General features: G+C 61.8%; 19 protein-coding genes and 7 pseudogenes. 13 read left to right on the forward strand and 13 right to left on the reverse strand.

The features are described from left to right. Window positions 1–215 precede the first annotated feature (215 nt). The 7 genes and pseudogenes from P3T25_RS35170 to P3T25_RS35200 all read right to left on the reverse strand — a co-directional run bounded on the left by P3T25_RS35170 (window position 216) and on the right by P3T25_RS35200 (window position 8,366). Window positions 216–1,751 carry a sialidase family protein gene (locus P3T25_RS35170; protein WP_429361665.1) on the reverse strand — a complete coding sequence of 512 codons (1,536 nt, stop codon included), beginning with the start codon at window positions 1,749–1,751 and terminating at the stop codon, window positions 216–218. A gap of 243 nt (window positions 1,752–1,994) precedes the next feature. After that, complete coding sequence (locus tag P3T25_RS35175; protein ID WP_429361667.1) at window positions 1,995–4,319, reverse strand: sialidase family protein; 2,325 nt, start codon at window positions 4,317–4,319, stop codon at window positions 1,995–1,997. Window positions 4,320–4,626: 307 nt separating this feature from the next. After that, complete coding sequence (locus tag P3T25_RS35180) at window positions 4,627–5,208, reverse strand: BPSL1445 family SYLF domain-containing lipoprotein (RefSeq protein WP_429361669.1); 582 nt, start codon at window positions 5,206–5,208, stop codon at window positions 4,627–4,629. Window positions 5,209–5,445: 237 nt separating this feature from the next. Further along, window positions 5,446–6,769: pseudogene (locus P3T25_RS35185) on the reverse strand (cation:proton antiporter). Between the two features lie 135 nt (window positions 6,770–6,904). Continuing rightward, window positions 6,905–7,303, reverse strand: a complete 399-nt coding sequence (locus P3T25_RS35190) for a DUF3175 domain-containing protein (RefSeq protein WP_429361671.1) — start codon at window positions 7,301–7,303, stop codon at window positions 6,905–6,907. Between the two features lie 161 nt (window positions 7,304–7,464). Continuing rightward, window positions 7,465–7,983, reverse strand: coding sequence for a PRC-barrel domain-containing protein (locus tag P3T25_RS35195; protein ID WP_429361673.1), 519 nt, complete (start codon window positions 7,981–7,983; stop codon window positions 7,465–7,467). Between the two features lie 233 nt (window positions 7,984–8,216). Then, entirely contained in the window at window positions 8,217–8,366 is a 150-nt protein-coding gene (locus P3T25_RS35200) for a hypothetical protein (RefSeq protein WP_429361675.1), read from the reverse strand. A gap of 186 nt (window positions 8,367–8,552) precedes the next feature. Between P3T25_RS35200 and P3T25_RS35205 the strand changes: the two genes are divergently transcribed. The 6 genes from P3T25_RS35205 (at window position 8,553) to P3T25_RS35230 (ending at window position 11,697) form a co-directional block, all read left to right on the forward strand. Next, the gene (locus P3T25_RS35205) at window positions 8,553–8,786 is read left to right on the forward strand and encodes a hypothetical protein (protein ID WP_429361677.1); all 234 of its coding nucleotides are present in this window, start codon (window positions 8,553–8,555) and stop codon (window positions 8,784–8,786) included. 208 nt (window positions 8,787–8,994) lie between these two features. After that, the gene (locus P3T25_RS35210) at window positions 8,995–9,291 is read left to right on the forward strand and encodes a hypothetical protein (RefSeq protein WP_429361679.1); all 297 of its coding nucleotides are present in this window, start codon (window positions 8,995–8,997) and stop codon (window positions 9,289–9,291) included. A gap of 167 nt (window positions 9,292–9,458) precedes the next feature. Further along, window positions 9,459–10,007, forward strand: coding sequence for a DUF4142 domain-containing protein (locus P3T25_RS35215; protein ID WP_429361681.1), 549 nt, complete (start codon window positions 9,459–9,461; stop codon window positions 10,005–10,007). Window positions 10,008–10,045: 38 nt separating this feature from the next. Further along, complete coding sequence (locus tag P3T25_RS35220; RefSeq protein WP_429361683.1) at window positions 10,046–10,348, forward strand: DUF1488 domain-containing protein; 303 nt, start codon at window positions 10,046–10,048, stop codon at window positions 10,346–10,348. A gap of 90 nt (window positions 10,349–10,438) precedes the next feature. Beyond that, window positions 10,439–11,020 carry a hypothetical protein gene (locus tag P3T25_RS35225; protein WP_429361685.1) on the forward strand — a complete coding sequence of 194 codons (582 nt, stop codon included), beginning with the start codon at window positions 10,439–10,441 and terminating at the stop codon, window positions 11,018–11,020. A gap of 224 nt (window positions 11,021–11,244) precedes the next feature. Further along, window positions 11,245–11,697 carry a PA2169 family four-helix-bundle protein gene (locus P3T25_RS35230; RefSeq protein WP_429361687.1) on the forward strand — a complete coding sequence of 151 codons (453 nt, stop codon included), beginning with the start codon at window positions 11,245–11,247 and terminating at the stop codon, window positions 11,695–11,697. A 213-nt stretch (window positions 11,698–11,910) separates the two neighbouring features. Here the strand turns inward: P3T25_RS35230 and P3T25_RS35235 are convergent. Continuing rightward, window positions 11,911–12,141, reverse strand: a pseudogene (locus P3T25_RS35235) (thiamine pyrophosphate-binding protein); the annotation flags it as partial. Between the two features lie 112 nt (window positions 12,142–12,253). Further along, window positions 12,254–13,150, reverse strand: coding sequence for a YihY/virulence factor BrkB family protein (locus P3T25_RS35240; RefSeq protein ID WP_429361689.1), 897 nt, complete (start codon window positions 13,148–13,150; stop codon window positions 12,254–12,256). Between the two features lie 143 nt (window positions 13,151–13,293). Here P3T25_RS35240 and P3T25_RS35245 point away from each other — a divergent pair. Then, window positions 13,294–13,526 (forward strand): annotated as a pseudogene (locus P3T25_RS35245) (glycogen debranching protein GlgX); the annotation flags it as partial. A gap of 8 nt (window positions 13,527–13,534) precedes the next feature. On the opposite strand, the gene P3T25_RS35250 reads toward P3T25_RS35245, so the two are convergent. Together P3T25_RS35250 and P3T25_RS35255 are read right to left on the reverse strand one after the other, a co-directional pair. Then, window positions 13,535–13,681: a DUF3096 domain-containing protein gene (locus P3T25_RS35250; protein ID WP_429361691.1), complete on the reverse strand. Its 147-nt coding sequence runs from the start codon at window positions 13,679–13,681 to the stop codon at window positions 13,535–13,537. Between the two features lie 155 nt (window positions 13,682–13,836). Continuing rightward, window positions 13,837–13,914: pseudogene (locus P3T25_RS35255) on the reverse strand (IS6 family transposase); the annotation flags it as partial. Here P3T25_RS35255 and P3T25_RS35260 point away from each other — a divergent pair. The 6 genes and pseudogenes from P3T25_RS35260 to P3T25_RS35285 all read left to right on the forward strand — a co-directional run bounded on the left by P3T25_RS35260 (window position 13,882) and on the right by P3T25_RS35285 (window position 16,367). Then, a complete protein-coding gene (locus tag P3T25_RS35260) occupies window positions 13,882–14,280 on the forward strand; it encodes a hypothetical protein (protein ID WP_429361735.1) in 399 nt (132 codons plus the stop codon). The pseudogene P3T25_RS35255 and the gene P3T25_RS35260 overlap by 33 nt on opposite strands. Window positions 14,281–14,451: 171 nt before the next feature. Continuing rightward, window positions 14,452–14,820: an SMR family transporter gene (locus P3T25_RS35265; RefSeq protein ID WP_429361693.1), complete on the forward strand. Its 369-nt coding sequence runs from the start codon at window positions 14,452–14,454 to the stop codon at window positions 14,818–14,820. Window positions 14,821–15,171: 351 nt separating this feature from the next. Continuing rightward, a pseudogene (locus P3T25_RS35270) lies at window positions 15,172–15,435 on the forward strand (transposase); the annotation flags it as partial. 2 nt (window positions 15,436–15,437) lie between these two features. After that, window positions 15,438–15,722, forward strand: a pseudogene (locus P3T25_RS35275) (DUF3597 domain-containing protein); the annotation flags it as partial. 1 nt (window position 15,723) lies between these two features. After that, window positions 15,724–15,887 (forward strand): annotated as a pseudogene (locus P3T25_RS35280) (mechanosensitive ion channel); the annotation flags it as partial. A 225-nt stretch (window positions 15,888–16,112) separates the two neighbouring features. Next, entirely contained in the window at window positions 16,113–16,367 is a 255-nt protein-coding gene (locus P3T25_RS35285; RefSeq protein ID WP_429361695.1) for a hypothetical protein, read from the forward strand. A 49-nt stretch (window positions 16,368–16,416) separates the two neighbouring features. Here P3T25_RS35285 and P3T25_RS35290 read toward each other — a convergent pair whose 3' ends face one another. Both P3T25_RS35290 and P3T25_RS35295 read right to left on the reverse strand, forming a co-directional pair. Continuing rightward, entirely contained in the window at window positions 16,417–16,587 is a 171-nt protein-coding gene (locus P3T25_RS35290; protein ID WP_429361697.1) for a hypothetical protein, read from the reverse strand. 151 nt (window positions 16,588–16,738) lie between these two features. Further along, complete coding sequence (locus P3T25_RS35295) at window positions 16,739–18,664, reverse strand: SulP family inorganic anion transporter (RefSeq protein WP_429361699.1); 1,926 nt, start codon at window positions 18,662–18,664, stop codon at window positions 16,739–16,741. Window positions 18,665–18,811 lie beyond the last annotated feature (147 nt).

Raw genomic sequence — 18,811 nt, forward strand, 5'->3', positions numbered from 1 at the left:
CGGTCGCCCATCAGATCCGAGGCGCACCGCCACCGGCGCAGCGCGATCCATCGCCGTCGATACGGTGGATCGCGCACGCCGCTCACGCTCACGCACAGTTGCGCACGTCTATCCGAGGTAGTCTTGCATCCCGCGAAAATGCGGACGCCGATGTGCAGCCGCCGGGACGACAGACGTCAGCACGTTGGCGAATCTTCACACTCCGCGCTGGTCGCCTATCCTTTGCCTTCAAGACGCTTTACTTCCTGTTGAGCTACGTGCGCCACCATGGCCATGGCTGCTCTCTGAATGCCGATACCCCCGGGGCTGGCGACAAGCGTGGCGATCCGCTGGATCGCGACACCCAGCAGAATATCCAGTTCGGGGCCCCAAGGCGGAATATGTACGATATGCCCGCCCACGATCTCGTCGCCACCGCCGTCCTGAATGATGCCGTCCAGAATCTGGGCGACCTGCCCATACAGGCCGGGCGGAATGCCGACATGTGCGCGGGACCGCACGATGTCAGTCCAGAGTTCCTGGATACCGGTTCGCGTGTCCGTCCAGAGCGGATAGAATCCCCGCGTGCTGGCGTCCAGCCCGAAGTAATCGCCGATGAAGGTAACGTTGGAATCTCCATGGGACCACGGTGCGTCGATGGCCGGATCCCATGGCTGGTCTGTCACGGTGGCACGATCGAACGAGATCCCGCCATTGATCGACTGGGCGATGATCACGTCGATGAGCGGCGTCGACGGCTTGGGTCCGAATTCGTAGAAGGCACACCCGATCACGCCGTTGGGATCGGTGACGATCTGCGGGTGAAAGTGCTGCAAACCCGAGGGTAGCGGTCCTGCCAGCAGCGGCTTTCCCGAGAGACCGGTGGGCCAGCTGGCGCCACCATCAGGCGACACTGCGCAATAGATACGGGACACGCCTTCGCGGAAGTCGGCCCATGCCACGGCGACCGTGCTCCCGAAGACGCTGGCCGATGGGATCGTCAGCACGCGAAAGTTTCCGCCCGGAAACACCGGCCACCCATGAGGGGCCGGCAATCCGGCATTGAGCGTCGTCACGCCCGCGGCCGGCGATACCGCTGGCGCAAAACTGTCGCCCCCGTCCGTCGACACGATCATCTTGATCTCGCTTCCCGCGATCCAGACGATATAGATGTCACCGTTGGCCGCGATTCTTATGTCCGGTGAAAACGAATCATTGACGAGCACCGTGCCGGCGGGCGTCACGCCAGGTCCCGCACCGATCCAGGTCGCGCCATGGTCTGTGGTGCGTGCGAACCGCATGTCAGATCCGTCGTCCCAGACTGCATAGACGCGGCCGCGAAACGGACTCGACGGATTCGTGTCTCCCGCCGCCCACTGCTTGTCATCGCCAGCGCTGTTGTGGATCGGCAGTGGAGCGCTCCAGGTCTGTCCGCCATCCGACGACTGGTAGATCACGATACCGACAGTGTCGAAGGTCGGCGGATTGTTGCCCGACAGACCGACAAGATAAACGTTTCCCACATCGTCCCAGGCAAGCGCAGGGTCGGTGAGAAGCGTAAAGCCGGGTAGCGCAAGAGCGGCAGAATCATGCCATGAGAGGCCGCCATCCGTGGAGTATTCGGTGGCCAGAATGAAGTCGTAATTGTGAATGTCCCGGAACTTCTTGGATCCCGCCACGATGTGCTTCGGGTTATTGGGGTTGACCGCGATATTGCTTTCGCTTCTCGCGTTATTCACGCTCGTATCGTGCGTGACCTGGATATTCGACATGATCCCCCCTCATCGGTTATTCGAAAGTCGAGTGATCGCCCGGCGCGAAACCTTCATTCATGGGGTGGTCATTAAGACACGACCAGCGGCATGAAAAGGCCCCGGGCGGTAACAGCGGGCCGTTGGAGCTCGACAGCCCAGCTCGGAAAAGGTGCCTCGCAAATTCAGGTGTAAACAACGGCGCAGGCAGGCCGATTTTGCAAGGTGCATGCAATAAAAACTGGCATTCGATGGTGCGCGGCGTCATCGCCCCGATTTGCGCGCCGAAGGAGCACGTTGTTTCCGTTCGTGGTTCGCCTGCTTGACGTGGCCGCGAACGAGCTCGAGGATGGCGCTGCCGGTGGTGACATGGCCGTCATTGCGCTGGAAGATGGCCAGCTTCGTCGGGGCGTCTAGATCGAATTCTTTGGGAAGCTTGACCGACAGCTTCAGGCGAAGCGTCTGCCCTGGTTCAACCGCAAAGCCGACTCCAGCCACTCGATGGGTCAGGTTCCAATGCTTGCCAGTAAGCTTGGCGCCGTGCATGTGATTCCTGTCAGGTACAGGCGGCTTCTCCCCCTTCCTGGGCGGAAGCACTTCGAGAATCATCGGAACGTCGTCGAGCCGGTAGTCCTTGTGGACGATGACCTCGATGAGCTTTGCGTGACTGTATGGGCTGCCGATGATGAAGGGCAACTCGATCAGGTTCTCGGCGTCGGCAAAGACATGTGCGTATGACAGGTTGCGCTGACAGACGTTGTTGTCGCCCCAGAAGTAGCTGCCGTAATCGCACGTACCGGGCGCGACCAGCAGTGGCGCACCATCAAGGCCGCCTGCGGAGTCGTTGTTGTCCCCGCGCGCTTCGGCCAGGAGGCATGGGTGCCAGGTCCCCTCCTGAGGAATCTGGGCGGCAGGCCAGCGAATGGGTCCGAAGATACGGGTGGCGCCCACCGCCAGATTGATCGGCGCACTCTCACCGAGATACAGGTGTCTCTGCTGGTCTGCAGCCGTCTGCCAGTCGCCCGGATACCAATCCTGCGGATAACGAAACTCCAGCCCGGGCAGCGCATCGAGCGCGGGATAGTTGCCAACGGTGACAGCGAGCGTGACATTCTCTGCGGGATTGGGCCCGAGGTTGGTGATCTTGCCGTAGATGAAATGGTCCGTCACACCGTCGCGCAGCAAATCCTGATCAACCCAGACGGCGTTGCCGTCCTGCTGCCGGCGCACGATCAGATCCGGAGCCTCCCAATGATTGCCGGGTGACGGTACCGCGCCTGTGTCGCTCGAGGAGTCCCTGATATAGACGTTCGCGGGCCGGACCGCGACGCGCGCGGTGAACATTTCCTGGGTTCCGGTGCGAGTGTCCATCCAGAACGGGAAGAACCCGAGCGGGCTCGCGGCCAGACCGAAGTAATCGCCAATGAAGGTGACGTTGGGATCTCCGTGCGCCCAGACGGCATCCACTGTGGGGTCCCACGGCATCTCGGTCACCGTGGCCCGATCCACGAAGGTTGCCGCGTTGTCGGCCGACGCTGTCAGGACAACGTCGATCAACGGTGTCGTGCCGCCTCCCTTCGGCCCGAAGAGATAGAAATCGCAGCCGACGTCCCCCTGTGGCGTGCAGGCAAGTTGCGGCTGGAACTCGTGTTGATCAGGGGCAGAGACAGCGCCGCCGCTCAACAGCGGCATGCCGGAGCCACTGCCCGACTGCCAGACGGCGCCGCCATTGTTGGAGCGCGCATAGTAGATGCGGGCGACTCCCTGTCGATAGTCGGCCCAGGCAACAACCAGGTCGGTCGCATTGACGCCGACACAGGCCGTCGCGACCGTCGGCGTCCGGAACGTCCCACCGGGTAGCTGGCCGGGCAAGCCCGTGATTCCGCTCGCCACTGTGGCCGGGTTCGAGAACGAATCCCCGCCATCGGTGGATTTGACGAACTGAATGTCGGCGCCGGCGATGAAGAAGATGTAAATGCTACTGTCCGCGGCCACGACGACCTGGGGTCCGAACGATGTCGGAGCAAGCGAAGTTCCGACCGGGTTCGCTCCGGTCCCACGCCAGCTGGTTCCGTAGTCGATGGTGCGCCCGAAGAGCAGTCCACCCGGTCCGTCCCAGGCGGCGTAAACACGGCCATGATAGGGGCTGCCGGGATTGGTATCGCCCGCGGCCGACTGCTTGTCATCGCCAGGCGCCGAGTGAATGAGGTTCGGAGCGGACCAGGTCAAACCGCCGTCCGTAGACTTGTACACCGCTATGGCCATCGGCTCGGCTCCCTGAAACGGCAGAGCGACGAGATACGCGCCTCCGACATCATCGAAGGCGACCGTCGGATCCGAAACCCCGTCCCAGCCCGCGAGGAGCCCGAGGGGCGCAGCCTCCTGCCACGATCGGCCCGCGTCGAATGTCGAATACGCGGCGAGCGAGAACGCATAGGTGTGCGGGTCGGTGAATCGTTTGGACGACGCGACCATGTTGTACGGATTGGTCGGATTGACTTCTATCGTCGATTCACTTCGGTCATTGCTGGGGCTGGCATCGCAGGTGACGCGGATGTTGTATCTTGGTCCAAGAATGAGCGGGAGCATCGTTCCTCCTACGTAACGCCATTGGCAGTAGCCCTGCTATTTTCTTATCCACCTCGGGAAATAGTTTTGCATCCGTGGTCGATACTCGGAGAGGGATTGGACTACGAATCCCCGTTGTTGTTAGCTCTAAGACGAACTGACCCGGCTGGATTCGCAGTCGACCACCGCAAATTTTTCGATGACCCGGGCGACCCCGATAGGGGAGCGGTGGTCGGCAGGCATCACGCACGGTGCGGGCGTTCTCGCGTACGCATGTATAGCGTCTTGCGCCGGCCGAGCTGCCGCTGTCGTGAGATCGGGCCTGCCATCAGATCCGAAGCCGCGTGATCTTGGTGCCTTCGAGCGACACGCCGGCCATCAGGCCGGCATTGGTCAGCACGAACGCCTGCACCGGCGCGGTTGCGGTCGACGTATCGATATTGCCGTTCGCCCCCACCTTCGCCACTGCAACGGTGGCGTCGGCACCGACTGCCCAGCCCTCGCTGTTGCGGAACCGTTCGAGCGCATCCTGTGTCATGAAGAGGTAGACAATCGACTTGGACTGCCCGCCGATCTGCAACCCGAAGGAGCCGCCGGCCGTGCTGTAGTACCCGGCCGTCTGGCCGCCAACACGCAACGCGCCTTCTCCGTACTGGCCACCGATCCAGAAGCCGGCCTGGATGACGGATGGAAACACCAGCACGCCGCGGGCTTTCGACACGAGTTCGTGCGAACCGTTGACGGTGGTGTAAAGACGCGCGAGCGTCGCGTCGACACCGGCGTTGATGGACTGGCGTTTATCGGCATTGTCTGAAGCCTTCGACGCCGACGTGGTGGTACAGCCAGTGAGCCCGAGGCTGCTTGCCGCGATCGTGACACTGCTGGTCAAGATGAACTGTCTTCTGCGCATGATCGTTCTCCTGCATTAGCAAACGGGATTGATGCTGCTCAGGTAAGAGCCCAGCGTATTGGAAGACCCGCAGCAGCGGCAGTAGGGAAGCCTTACCCACCACTTTTATGTTATGAGCATCAATCATGCCGTGTGCATGTGACTGGTGGCCAGCCGCATGACCTGAAGCCGTCAGGATGCCGGCCTCGTCGATTGACGATCGAGCAGATCGAGGCTCGCGGGTACGAGTTCGCGCGGCTAATCTTCGCTGCCCCGCAGCCGGTGATACCAGTTCATCAAGGGCGTGGCCGAGACGCCATGTATTACTACCGACGTCGCGACAACGGCCAATGCGAGCGGCACCAATGGTGCGATGTCCGCAGCGGCGCCGTGCTCGAGCGCGTACGTGAGATAGTAGAAAGAACCGATGCCGCGAATCCCGAACCAGCTCATCAGCCGTCGCTGGGTATGTGTCGCGTTCGATCCCAGCAGCGACAATTCCACCGACACCGGTCGCACCAGCACGAACAGCGCGACGGTGAGCGCGACCGTTTGCCATGTGAACAGCGGCACTTGCAGATTGGCGAGCACGTTGCCGACCATCGCCATCACCGCGACTTCGGCGATGCGTTCGAGTTCGATCGTAAAACCGAGCACCGATTCCGTCATATACGCATGCGCTTTGCTCGGATTCGTTGCGGTTGCGTCGATGTCTTCGGAATCGACCGTGCCGATTGCCTTGCGAGGCGAAATTCCCCCGCTCGCGCGATGCTCGACGCGGCGCATTGCGACACCCGCTGCGAACACCGCTAAAAAGCCGTACGTATGTGCGAGTTGGGCAGCGCCGTACGTGAGTTCGATCAGGCCGAGCGCGAAAAAACCTTCGAGGCCGAGTGCCTGCGCATGGCGCGTGCGCAACCATGCAACCGCGTGCGTCGTGACCCAACCGAGCAGCCCGCCGATCGCGATGGCGCCGGCCACGCCCCACACCATGCTGCCCGCGAGCGTGAAGGTCAGCACGTCGCCGGCATTGGCAGCAGGCGCTGCGCATAACGCGAGGCCCAGCATCGCGAAGGGTAGTGCAATGCCGTCGTTGAGGCCACCTTCGCCGGATAGCGCGAAGCGCAGCAGATCGTGGTCGCCAGGGATCGTGCACCTGGACGTCGTGAGCCAGCACCGGATCGGTTGGCGCGAGAATCGCCGCGAGCAGCAAAGACGGGCCCCAGCCGAGTTGCAACGCGAAGACGCCGACGAGCGTCAGTAGTGGAACCGTCGCCAGCATGGCGAGGAAGCCGAGCCGCAGCGGCACGGTCCAGAGCTTCTCGAGGACTCCTAGCCGCAAGCGCAAACCGATCGCAAACAGCGACACCAGCAGCGCGATTTCGGTGATGGTGCGAAGAAGGTGCGCGTCGGCGGCGATATCGAGGCGCAGCAGACCAATGCCCGGCGACCCGAGCGCGTAACCGGTGGCCAGGTAGAACATCGCAGCGCTACAGGGCAGCCGACGCAAAGTCGTCGCCGCAATGCCTATGAAAACAAGCACAGCACCGACGATGAGAAACCAGAGTGATTCTTCGTGCATGAGCATCCGCTTGAGGCTGGCGCGCGAACATTGCACGCGTTGCCGGTTGAAAGGCGCCCATTCCGCGCGATGCCCGGCCGCGCCTGCGCGTATGGCATCGGACGCTATCGGACCGATGGTGCGCGCGGTGGCGCCTCAAGGCGAACGTCCGAACGCTTCGCGTAATTTGCGCTTGGCCTGTTGCAACGTATCGCAGCGCGTCTTCGGCAGATTTCTGCCCGCGCGGTTGATATAGAAGTTGAGCATCGACATCGCGGACTGGAACGGCGTGCCCTTGCGGCGGCGGCTCTGCGTCGACGAACGTTTGAGCGACTCCGCAATCGACTGCGCGCTGCCGGTTTTGAAAATGTTGTGCTCGATATCCATCGCGTCACTGGTTTCCATTACGTGATGCGACCATTTCTGTTCACTCTTCGTGGCGCCGTTTTTGACGGTCTTCGCCTTGGCGTGCGCATGCGCCCGCGCATGCCGCTGGCGCGGCGGGCGTCCCGCCTTGCCGCGCGCGACTGGATGTTTCGGTTTGCTGGCGGCCATGGTTTTGCCTCCTTCGTGTGAAGTCGCTTGGCGGAGTGCTTCGTGTGTTTCGCGTGCTCAAAGCGAAACGCGCCGGACATCGCGTTGAAGGATTGCCGGCAGATCACGGTAAGCAAGCCCCGAACCTGAAGCTGTAGGACCAGCCTGCAACAGCGGCCGGATTACAGTTTCAGGCCGCCGGCCTCCGGCGCATCCGACGATCCGGCTGGAATCTCGGCGACGCCCAAATCGTCGCGCCGGTTGAACGGATCGCGTCCCCAATACGGCTCGCTGCCGTAGTGCTGATGCACGGAGGTGGCCCATGTCTGATTCGCCATTGAACGCCAGTGATCCTTGTCGAAGCCCGGCGCGTTTTTCACGCACTCGGCTGTCCTCGCCAGTACGAAGCGTTTCTGTTGCGTATCGAGCGTTAGCGCGCGCAATGGAATGGCCGGCAACCAGTCGCCGATGCCGAGAAAGCCGCCGCTGGCATACGCGATGCGGCCGGAGCCGACGTCGAGCATGACGTCCTTGATCTTGCCGATGTCTTTGCCGTCACTGCTGAGCACCTTGTTGCCGTCGAGGGCCACCGCCGCCATCACGTCCGGTCCGGGGCCGTCCACGCTTGCGCGGACCTTGCCGACGATGCGTGCGCCCTGGCTCTGGCGCAGATTGTCTTGCGTCTGTATCTGGATCGGCATGACCTTCCTCCTCTACAGGTTGGGTGTATGGCTGATGCACCAACGGGCGTTCCATCGGTTGCACAACCGCTGGCAGGGGACAGCCCGCGACGGAATTCGATGCGCGGCGGTACGGCGCGCGCAAAGGAGGCGGGCCGGATTGCAATTCTTTCGTATGAGTATCCGAAGAGAACTGATGAATCGTCGACGCGCAGGGGCATGGCCGCTTTGCGCGTGGTCGGCACCTCGGGTGCCTAGCCGTCTTCGCCGACTTCAGTAGGATCGGGCAACTCGGGCAGATTGCGGCTGTCGTCCGGTGGTGCCGGTTGGGCCTGATCGTCTTCCGATCCTGGTGTATTGAAGACCTCGTTGGATTTCGGCGTGGTTTGCATTGTCTTCTCCATAAAGACTCCGATGCACGAAGACGACGCACGTCGCGTGCCCATGTTCTACACGCCCGGCATCGCCGCTTTTTCAGAGCGTGCGCCGGGAAGGCACACGCCTTGCTCAGCGACTGATGACAGCAGGCAACATTTACGCTGCGCGGCGAATGCATATTCACCTACGGAGACTTCAATGAAGGAGGGGTGATGAAGCAGCTAACTAATCAAAGCACGGGCAAACAACTGCTGATGGTGGCGGCGCTCGTATTGTTGACGGCTGTCGGCGGCTGCAAGCGCGCCACTAGCAACAGCAGTGGCGTGATGGACGGTTACGCGGCCACCGGCAGCACCGCTGACACGAGTAGCGGCGCGGCCGCCGCCGCCCCCGATAAGGCGAGCACGCAGGCCGCAGCGGCCGCGGCGTCAGGTGCCAGCCAATGAATTTGGTCTGGCGCCGATTTGCGGTAAGGCGGGCTGGGTTGAAATGCCTCATGATCAGGCAGACGCAGGAGCGGCAATATAGGCAGGTTGAGGAGGTGGACAGGCGCGGACATGCTGCTCCGGCTGTATCGACGCAATCGATGCAAGCGGCCCGGTTCTCGGGCGGGGGAGAATGAACGCATGCGTTTGCATCGGAGGAGGTGCAATCATGGACTCAAGAATCCATTACCAGATGAATATCTGCGGTGGCGATTTCAAGCACGTCAGAGAATGCTTCCGCGACTGGAAATCGCAGCCGCTCGTGTATCGCTGGAACCAGCGGATGTTCGAGGGAAAACAGGAAGTGCGTCCTCTGTCCGGACGTGTGTTCAACGACGGCGAGGTCGCGCACCGGGCCCTCGAGCGCGTGTGCGGACCGCGTGATCGCTACGCGTTTGCCGCCGAGATTCGCGACGGCGAGCGCGACCTGTGGCTAGTGATGGCAGCGTTCGAAGAAGAAGCTTGAGGCGGCCCGCACGCTGCATCTTCTTTGCTCGCGGCGGGTAATCGGCGTGCTCAACGAGCCCGCCTCGCCGTGCGCGAGGGCGCCGCATGGCCTGCATTGACCGCACGGCGAGATGACAGCGAGGCGGACCTGCGTTCCGGTGAATACGTCGACCTGGGAGAAAGAGCATGAAATCCCGATACTTCCTTCAAGTGATGGCTGCCGCGCTGGGTGTTGGCGCCGCTTCGGTCGGCGCGGTGTACGCGCAGACAAGCGATGCAGCGACGGGCGCCGTGAAGCTGTCGGCGGCGGACCAGCAGTTCGTGCAGGATGCCTCGCAGGCCGACGCGACCGAAATCGCGGCAAGCAAAATAGCGCTCAGGAATTCGAGCGATCCGCACGTCAAAACATTCGCACAGCAAATGATTGCCGACCATACGAAGCTCTCGCGCAGCATGGACGCACTGGCTGCCAGCAAGGGTCTGGGCGCGACGCCGGCCGCCGATTCCGCGCTGGTCGGCAAGCTGCAAACGCTCAAGGGCAAGGAGTTCGATCAGGCATACGTCGAGCAGATCGGGGTAGAAGCGCATCAACGAGCCGTCGACCTGTTCCAGCAGGAGAGCCAGAGCGGCACCGACGCGCAACTGAAGGCCGCAGCCACGCACGCGCTGCCGACGATCAGACATCACCTTGCGATGGCGCAGCAACTCGCTGGCGCAATGAAGAGTGCGTCATGATCGCGTGTTAGCCGCGGTCGGCCTATGAGGATGCCCTTATGCATATCACCTTTCCCGACGACCAGCCGGTCTTCGACGGCGCGAATCTGACAGTGCGCTTTGCGGCGCGCGTCAATGGCGCGCTGGTTGAGTGCACGATAACCGCCGAGGCACTGGAAGATCATTTTGGTGCAGATTCGGCGCTGGAACCAGCCTTGATGGCCGCCTTCGACAACGGCCGCGATCGCATCCGTTCCGTTTGCACGGAAGCGCTCGGCCAGAACGGCGGAAAAAGCGTGGTGCTACATAGCGGCCTGTTCAGAGTGGAAGGCATGAACCCCGATCGCGGCACCACGGCATAGTTCCGACGCGTGCCGCTGCATGCGCCTGAACTCCGTGCGCGGTGCGGTGGCATAGTCCGCATCGGCTATTCAAGGATGGAAGGAGGCCATATGTCACTCATTGTCGCAGCGCGCTTTACGACATTTCCCGCCGCTGAAGACGCGGCGCAACGGCTCTTCAATGCGGGTTTTGTCGAAGACGACGTCACCCTGTTTTTCGTCAATCCGCGCGGCCAGCACGCGCGTTTTCAACTCAGCGGCGACACCAGCACCGACGCGAGCGCGAAGGAAGCGCCGAAGGGCGCTGGCATGGGCGTCACGATTGGTGCGGTGGTGGGCGCAGCGCTCGGCGTCGGAATCTTCGCGACGTTTTCGTCGCCGCTTCCTGTGTCGCTGATCGCGGCCGGGGTCGGGGCGTATGTCGGGTCATTGGTCGGCGCGATGTCGCGCACTCTCGAAGCCGGCAAGCCCGGGCATCGGGTGCCCTGTTATGAAGAAACCCGTGACTCCGGTGTGCTGGTCGCCGTCCACGTGTCGCCGGACAATCAGCTGGATGCCGCACGGGTGCTGCGCGACGCGGGAGGCGCGACGATCGAACGCGCGACCGGCCGTTGGCAGCAAGGGCGGTGGGCCGACTTCGATCCGCGCAAGCGGCCGGAGCCGCTCAGCGAATTCAACGAGAAACGCGCTTGATTCAAGGGAGCGGTTTCAAATACCGAGTGCAACGGCCGGGCGTTTTTTCGCTGAAGTTTTCAACAAAGTGGACGACAGGAAGGCCCGGCATTTTGTCGGGCCGTTTTGCATTCGGGGTGGTCGGTTCCGGGCATATCGCATGCGGGCAGACCGATGAACTCCGCTGCTACTTGAAAAGGTGCGGCGGCGGAGTTCACGTTTGACGAAACTCCTGGAGGTATTGAATGGCTACGAACGTTGTTTCCGTGCTGAACGATCTGATCGAAACGTCGAAGGACGGCGAGATGGGCTTTCTCAAGGCCGCCGAAGACGCACATGACGCGCAACTGAAAACGCTGTTTCTGTCGCGGGCCGAAGACTGCGCGCGCGGCGCACGTGAATTGCAGGATACGGTTCAAGGCATGGGCGGCAAGCCCGAATCGCACGGCAGTATGAGCGGCGCCCTGCATCGCGGCTGGGTCGACGTGAAGTCGGCGGTAGCGAATCGCAGCGACCACGAAATCCTGGCCGAATGCGAAAAGGGGGAGGATGTGGCGAAGAAACGCTATCACGACGCGCTCGAAAAGGATCTACCGCTGGACGTACGCAGCATCGTCGAGCGCCAGTATCAGGGCGTGCTGCAAAACCATGACCGCGTGCGCGATCTGCGCGATCAGTACGCTGCGCTTAAGCATTAGTCGGCGGTAAGCGGCTGGGGCCCTGACGGGTGCTGGTTCGGAAACCGGACGGATTTCTGTTCCCTCAAGCCCCGGCCGAAGCCGGCAACTCTGAGCAGGCGAAGGCGGCTGCGCCGCCGCGCGGACAGAAGGCTTGATGGCCCAGCGATGCATTGCGAAATGATCGACCGCAATCCCACGCTCGGCCATCATTTCATCGAGCTGACGCAAGCCAGACGGATATGTGACTTCGTGCCGGTAGTGGCCTCCGAGCGCGGCGCGGGCTTGCTGGGCGGCGATGGCGAGAAGCGGCATGTGTTCCATTCTGGCGTCGTAGAGGCCGGTGATCAAATGGGAGGCGCCGGGGCTGGACGTGGCGATGCATACACCAGGCCCGCCGGTGAATTTGGCGTGGGCTGCGGCCATTTCCGCATGGCAGACCGGAATAAATTCGATGGCCAGCGGCTCGCCCTCATTGCGCTGTTTTGCGTGGTTTTTCCGCCGCGAGGAGCGTTGGCATCCGAACTTGTCTTGAGTAGAAGAGCAAGTGGCGTTTCTTGTTTTTCGGGCGAGGGGCTCAGGCCGTTTTGATTTCCTGCGGCGGCGTCCCAGCCGGCTCGAGTCCGAAGCGTTCGTATTGCGAAATTACCTGTGCGCCGAACAGAAGCAAGGTAGCTAGCCACTCGAGGCTGAACAGGATCACAATCGCCATGGTCAGCGAACCATAGACCACGCTGACCTGAGACAGTGTTGCAAAGTACCAGACCAGCACATGTCGCGTAATCTCCCACAATACGGCGGCGACAATCCCGCCGAGCAGCGCGTGCTTGAGGGACGGTCGCCCAACCGGCATGACCATATATATTGACGTCAACACGAAAATCTCGCCCGCGAGGCCGAGCAAATACAACACGACGCGCGACAATCCCTGCAATGAAACATGCAAGCCGAATAGTTCGACGCCCTCGGCCCCGACGGCCTCCAGCCCGCTCGATACGAACGTCACGATCAACAATCCAACGCCGAGAAAGAGGATGTAGCAATAGGGCAGCAGTGCGGAGAGCAAAAAATGCCGCCGACGCACCACCACCCGGTGTACGAAGATCAATGACATCGCATTCTCGAGCACTGTGAACGCAAGCGAGCTGAAAAAGATCATCGTTAGCAACAGGACCCAGCCGATCACCGCGCGATGCGCAAGAAAATTGGCCAGCTCCTGCACCAGCGCTTTGGATTGCCCTGGCACCAGCCATTGCAGCAGATGACCCAGTGCCGCCAGCAGTACGTGTTGCGGCACGAGGCGCGACAACACGATCACGATCATCAGCGGCACAATCGACAATAGCGCGTAATACGCTACCGCCCCCGCGAGCAGCAAACCCTGGTTCGCGCGGAATGCTTTCAGCGTCTGCAGAAAAAACCTGCCGGGATGTCTTGCGACATACAGCGCGTGCTCATCAATGATGGTTTGCATGGCTCCCCACGCCGCGCGTTGCCGGACCTGCCGGAAAGGCAGCCAGTTTCAGCGCTTATCCTGAACTTCAAGCAAGAACGCGGCCATCCCGGGATGCGCAAGAGATCGCACAGGCCGTCGAAGCGGGAACGCAGTTTGCCTAAGCTGTCTACGGTTATCGGGTCCACGGCCTCTACGAGCCCGAAATAGGTCATCGCTTCAATCCGAACAGACTGTTGTTCGACCCCCTACGCAAAAAGCCCATATTGGTGAGCTCAAATGGACGCCGGAAATCTTCGGCTATACGCTCGATTCAGAAGAAGGCGACCTGTCATTCGACGAGCGTGACAGCCCCTCATTCGTGGCCGGAGTACCGCAACGTGTTTTTTCATGGACGGCTTCGGGTCAGTGAAGGTGCCCCCCGAACAGCCCGAGCAGCCCGATGACGATCAGGTAGATCGCAACGATGTAATTCAACAGGCGCGGCACCACGAGAATCAGAATGCCGGCGATCAGCGACACCAGCGGGCCCGCGCTCGGGAGAATGTGCATGTCCCCTCCGTGAGAGTGAAACCGATAGATAGACACAAACCTGCCCAGCGTGCGTTGCTCGTTACAGCGACTTGAGCCTAGTGACCTTCGTACCTTCGAGCATCACGCCGGCAATCAATCTGCTGTTTGGCCAACGGACCTGAGGAGCCGCTTACGAAATACCAGCACACTGCGCAACTGATGACCGCCACCGGAAAACGATGACCGTGGTACAGCGATTTTGCATTCTTCATCATCTGATTTTACTCGGCCATCTCAGCAACGTGCCGTCCAGTCACTATGCGCTGGCATCGCTGCCGGACCAGTTCAATACCTTCATCTGGATTGGTGGAACGCGCGCCGTGACGCCGCTCGAAGCTGTTTCCGCGACGGGGACGAACGACACGTGGCCTTTTGGCGAACGCGGCCCGTCCTGCCGGATGGGCCGAAAGCGTCTGGAGATCCGGACGTCCGCACATGCCGGTGTTAGTTACGTGGGTAGTCTGGTGCCGGCATGGTGTGCCCTGACGCGTGCTCATGCGTGCATTGGCCACCGGGTTCACCGCCGTTTCGCCTTAGCCGTCGAAATCGATCTGTGCTCGCGATACGGCTTTCCGTAGGCGATCGTCGAGCCGCGGTCGCTTTCTGCAGGCGCACGATACGATGCGTGGGCTGCGGCAGCTAACGGTACCAGGCACGATATCCGCTTTGCGTTGCCGGTAGTCGTTCAACGCCGTCCACCGATGGCATCGTCGGCAGATGCGCCATAAGGCGCCGATGCAGTTGAGTTTATGGCGCTCGCAACCAAGCACATCGAGATCGGTGTGGCTTACGCCGTAGCGGGAGCCGGCACATTCCTGACCGCTCTCGTAGGCATCGTGTGGTATGACACAGGCGCCTGGCTCTGGAATGGCACCGACCCGGTCGAAAATATCTTCCTGCGTGTAGAACTTTCATCGCGAAGCCGTGTAAGGTGCTCCGTGTCAACCGACAAATTGCAAAAGGGATCGCGCGCGACTGCATTCGCCAAAATGCCGTGTGGTTTGATCCGTCACCGCGGTGACGCCACAGTTCGAACGAAGGAAGAAAGAAACAGCCGCCATGCTCGCAATGCGAGGGCACGACGCTTGCGCATAGTCGTCTATATTTGTCAGGATTGAACGCGCCCCATCTCGCACGCAAGGTTGGTTCTGGGAACAGCGACCGGCACTGGGAAATCGTCGAAGCCCTGCGCGCCGAACCGGGTTATGCGGACTACCAGGTACGTTGCATCGCTATCGGCTGGAAGATCCGAGCGACACGCGGCTGCTATTGATGTCCTCGTTCCTGACCGATTACCCGTTTGCAGGCGCGTTGTACCCTGACGCGCTCGACGCTATCCGGCATCTTCGGAGCCAGGGACTGGCAGACATTCGTTCCGATGGCGATGTAGCAGTTCCGTCGCGCAAGATCGGGCGCTCGAGGTTGTTAGACGCAGTCGATGGCCGGGTGCTGATCTATATCCGACTGATGTGTCCGACGAAGAATGGAGCTTCGCGGCACCCTATCTGACGCTGATGGACGTCACCGCGCCGCAGCGCAAATATGAGTTTCGCGACATGTTTAATGCGTTACGCTGGATCGCGCGGGCCGCACCACCCTGGCGAATGGTACCCAATGACTTCCCGCCTTGGGAACTGGTGTATCAGCAGACTCAGCGCTGGCTACAGACAGGCTGTGTCGAGAACATGGTCTGCGATCTGCGCTGGATAATACGGGTCGCACAGGGACGGCAGAGGCCGCGCTAGCGCCTGCGCCTCTGACCGACGTCGACGGTCGCGGCCGTGATGGACCAACTCGTCGGCGAAAGTGGCGAAACGCTGAACTGGCGCACATCGATCGTCGATACGATGAAGGCGCTCGGTGTCGACAGCAGTCTCGAACGTCGCAAGCAGCTTGCCGAGGAACTCAAATATGACGGTGACGTGAACGACTCGGCGAGCATGAACGTCTGGCTGCACAAGCAGGTGATGCTGGCGCTGGCGGCGAACGGTGGCAGTTGCCGCCCGATCTGGCGGGCTGAGTTCGCCATGGGACTGCGCGCAATGGGTATTGCTAACGAAATCGTGCAACTTGCATTCGCCCTGGTGTTGGGCGGGATCGCGGTAGCCGTGGCGCTGTCGTTCGGGATTGGCGGACTGAAGCGGCCGGCAAGCTGCTCGAACGCTGGTTCGCTACCGGGCCGTAACGAGCTTAGATAGTTTCGATCAATGTGCCCGCGGAAGCCTATAAGGCGTAATCGTACCTTTCGTGCGAAAAGTGACGGCGGTTTTGTCGAAGAAACGACTATGATTCAAAGGATTGCGTTGCCAGCATCCGAGTGCCCTCATGGCTTGGTCCCGGCCGTTCTGCGATGGCGCGAGTCGGGCACGCGTTTCGCGACGGGCTGGCAAAGAACAATCTGGAGAAGTCGATGAAGCCTCGTCACGCACTCGCGGGGCCCGGTACGGCCTTTATACTCTTGATCTCGACGGCCTTCGCGGCCACGGCGCAGGCTCAAGCCGTCGCGCCGCAGCCGGAAACCCCGATGGTGAAACCGCCGCCCGCGGCGGCTTCAGGCGCAGCGAGCGCGACCAATCCTGACAACATGCCCGTGAAGAGTCCGGACAAGCCGACCAACGACAAAATCCTAAGAAGCTTGCCCGCCAGCGCGGCGAACGCAAAATAGGCGGGTCTAGGGATTGACTTTAACGCTCAGCGCCTTCTGATGACGATGCTTAGGGCCGCAATGGAATCCAGCGAGTGGTGAGATTGGCCGGTTCCGCATCCTGAATTCGCGAGATAGCGAGACTGACGGCCAGCGCCTGACCGGAGCCCTTACCGCGCGAGCGGTCCTTCGGCCATTTACCTCCGCTGGAACGCTCGCTCGTGAAGACATTCGAATGCACGATTCATCCTGACACCGGATACTCGCGCCATCTGCTTATTGGAGCACTTGTCACGATGTCGTCACCAAACTAGAGGTCAGCGAGGCAACTCGCAACCGGCGCGCCATGTACACCGGCATAAATACCACACCGCCTTGCTGGCGCGACACGCCTACGCCTCATCCTCCCAGTCGCGCCATTCAACCGGATGGGACTTCAGATAGCGGTTCACCGCCTGCCCGACAGTAGGAAAGAAGTGTTGCTCGCCGATCATCCCGAACAGGCCGTAATGTTTCAGGCTGTCCTTCACAGGTCCCTTCAACTCCGCGAAGCACAGCGTCACGTTCAATGCGAGCAGTTCGTCATGGAGTCGGGAGAGCGTGTCGGCGGCGCTGAGGTCGACGTCTGTCACCGGTTCAGCTGCGATCACGATCCACGCGGTTTTCGTCGGCGCTTCGCGCACTGCCCGCAGCATCCGCCCGCGAAAAATCTCCGTGTTTGCGAAGAAGAGCGGTGCATCCCATCGCAGCAGGACGAGCCCGGGAATGCGGCGGGCCTCCGGATGGCGGACGACATCGTGATAGCCCTTCATCTGCTCGACGCGACCAAGCACTGCGGAATACGGACGCCACCCACGCCATAGGAACCCGAGAACCGCGAGCGCAAGCGCAACGCCGATGCCGTTCACGACCCCGATCATCGCGACACCGACCAGACAAACGATCGATTGCACGAACTCGGTCGGCCTTAGTCGATAAAGCCGGCACACGCCGCGCACCTCGAGCAGCCCGAGACAGGCGGCGATAACGACCGCGGCAAGGGCTGCCTGCGGGGTGTTACGCAGCGCCTGTGGAGCGAACAGCAGCAGCCCCGCGACGATCAGCGCGGCGACGACACCTGTCGCCTGCGTCTTCGCCCCCGCAGCCTCTGCGACCGGTGTGCGTGAACCACTCGCGCTCACAGCGAACCCGTGCGCGGTGCCCGCCGCGATGTTCGCGAGCCCGAGCGCGACGAATTCCTGGTTGCGATCGACTGTATCCCCGCTGCGCGCCTCATAGGTGCGTGACAGGACGCTGATATCGGTGAACGAGACGAGCGCAACGGCGGCAGCGCCGCCGAGAAGCGCCGCCCATTCGTTGAGTGCCAGAGCCGGAATGCGTAGCGCCGGCAGCCCTTGCGGCACGTTGCCGACCACCGCCAGCCCGAAGCGCTGTGCGAGATCCAGCACGGCGACCGCAACTGACGCGCCCGCGACCGCGATCAGCACGCCGGGCACCTTCGGCAAGTAGCGCCTGCAGCCCAGGATCACGACGAGCGTCGCCACGCCGATCGTAACGGCCAGTTCGTTGGTCTTGCCCGCGACGACGCCGCTCACGAGTTCGCGCACCTGCTGCGGGAATGAAGCGCCGTGCACCTGGAAGCCCAGCAGCTTGGGGGTTTGTCCGAGTACGATCGTCAGCACGATGCCGTTGAGATAGCCGTAGCGGATCGGCAGCGACAGCAGTTCGGTGACGAAGCCCAGCTTGAGCATGCCGACCACCACGCAGATCGCACCGGACAGTAGGGCGAGACCGCCTGCGAGGGCAAGCGCGTTCTCCGTATTGCCGTGCGCAAGCGGCGCGACGCTCGCGGCGATCAGCGCGACTAGCGCGGAGTCCGGGCCTAGCACGAGGATCCGGCTCGGTCCAAAAAGGGCGTAGGCAAGCAGCGCCGCGAACGACGCATAGAGCCCGGATACGGCGGGCAAGCCGGCGGCTTCCGCGTGGGCCATCCCCGCAGGAACGAGGACGGCGCTCAGGCTGAAACCTGCCATTGCGTCGTGAGGCAGCCATGCCAGCCGGTAGTTCCGTGCCACAGCCAGCCCGTTGACCCAGCGCGATACGATACGCACGGCGTGATTCGATGACCGCTCGGGCTTACTGGTGTCGGGTTTCACGGGGCAGCGCAGTGCGAACCAGAGCGGCTGGTGATCGGAAATGCGGCTCGCAGTGATCCACCCCGCAACCGTGAAGCGCGGCTTCGGGTCCCCGGCAAGGAAATTGAAATCGGATGCGAACGGTTCGTCGAGCCATTGCTGATGATCGCATGAACCGGCCATCGCGGATGGGTTGGAAGCGGAATCACTCGGAGTGGTCGCGGATCATCGACGTTCACGGCGATGCGTCGCGGCACCATCGATCGAATCGCGCGTGTTGCGGTCCGCCGCCCATCTTGTAGCAAAAAAAGTAGGAACTTCCGCGAACCG

Origin of the sequence: Paraburkholderia sp. GAS32, from assembly GCF_050434225.1 — a bacterium.
GTDB classification, from domain to species: Bacteria; Pseudomonadota; Gammaproteobacteria; order Burkholderiales; family Burkholderiaceae; genus Paraburkholderia; species Paraburkholderia madseniana.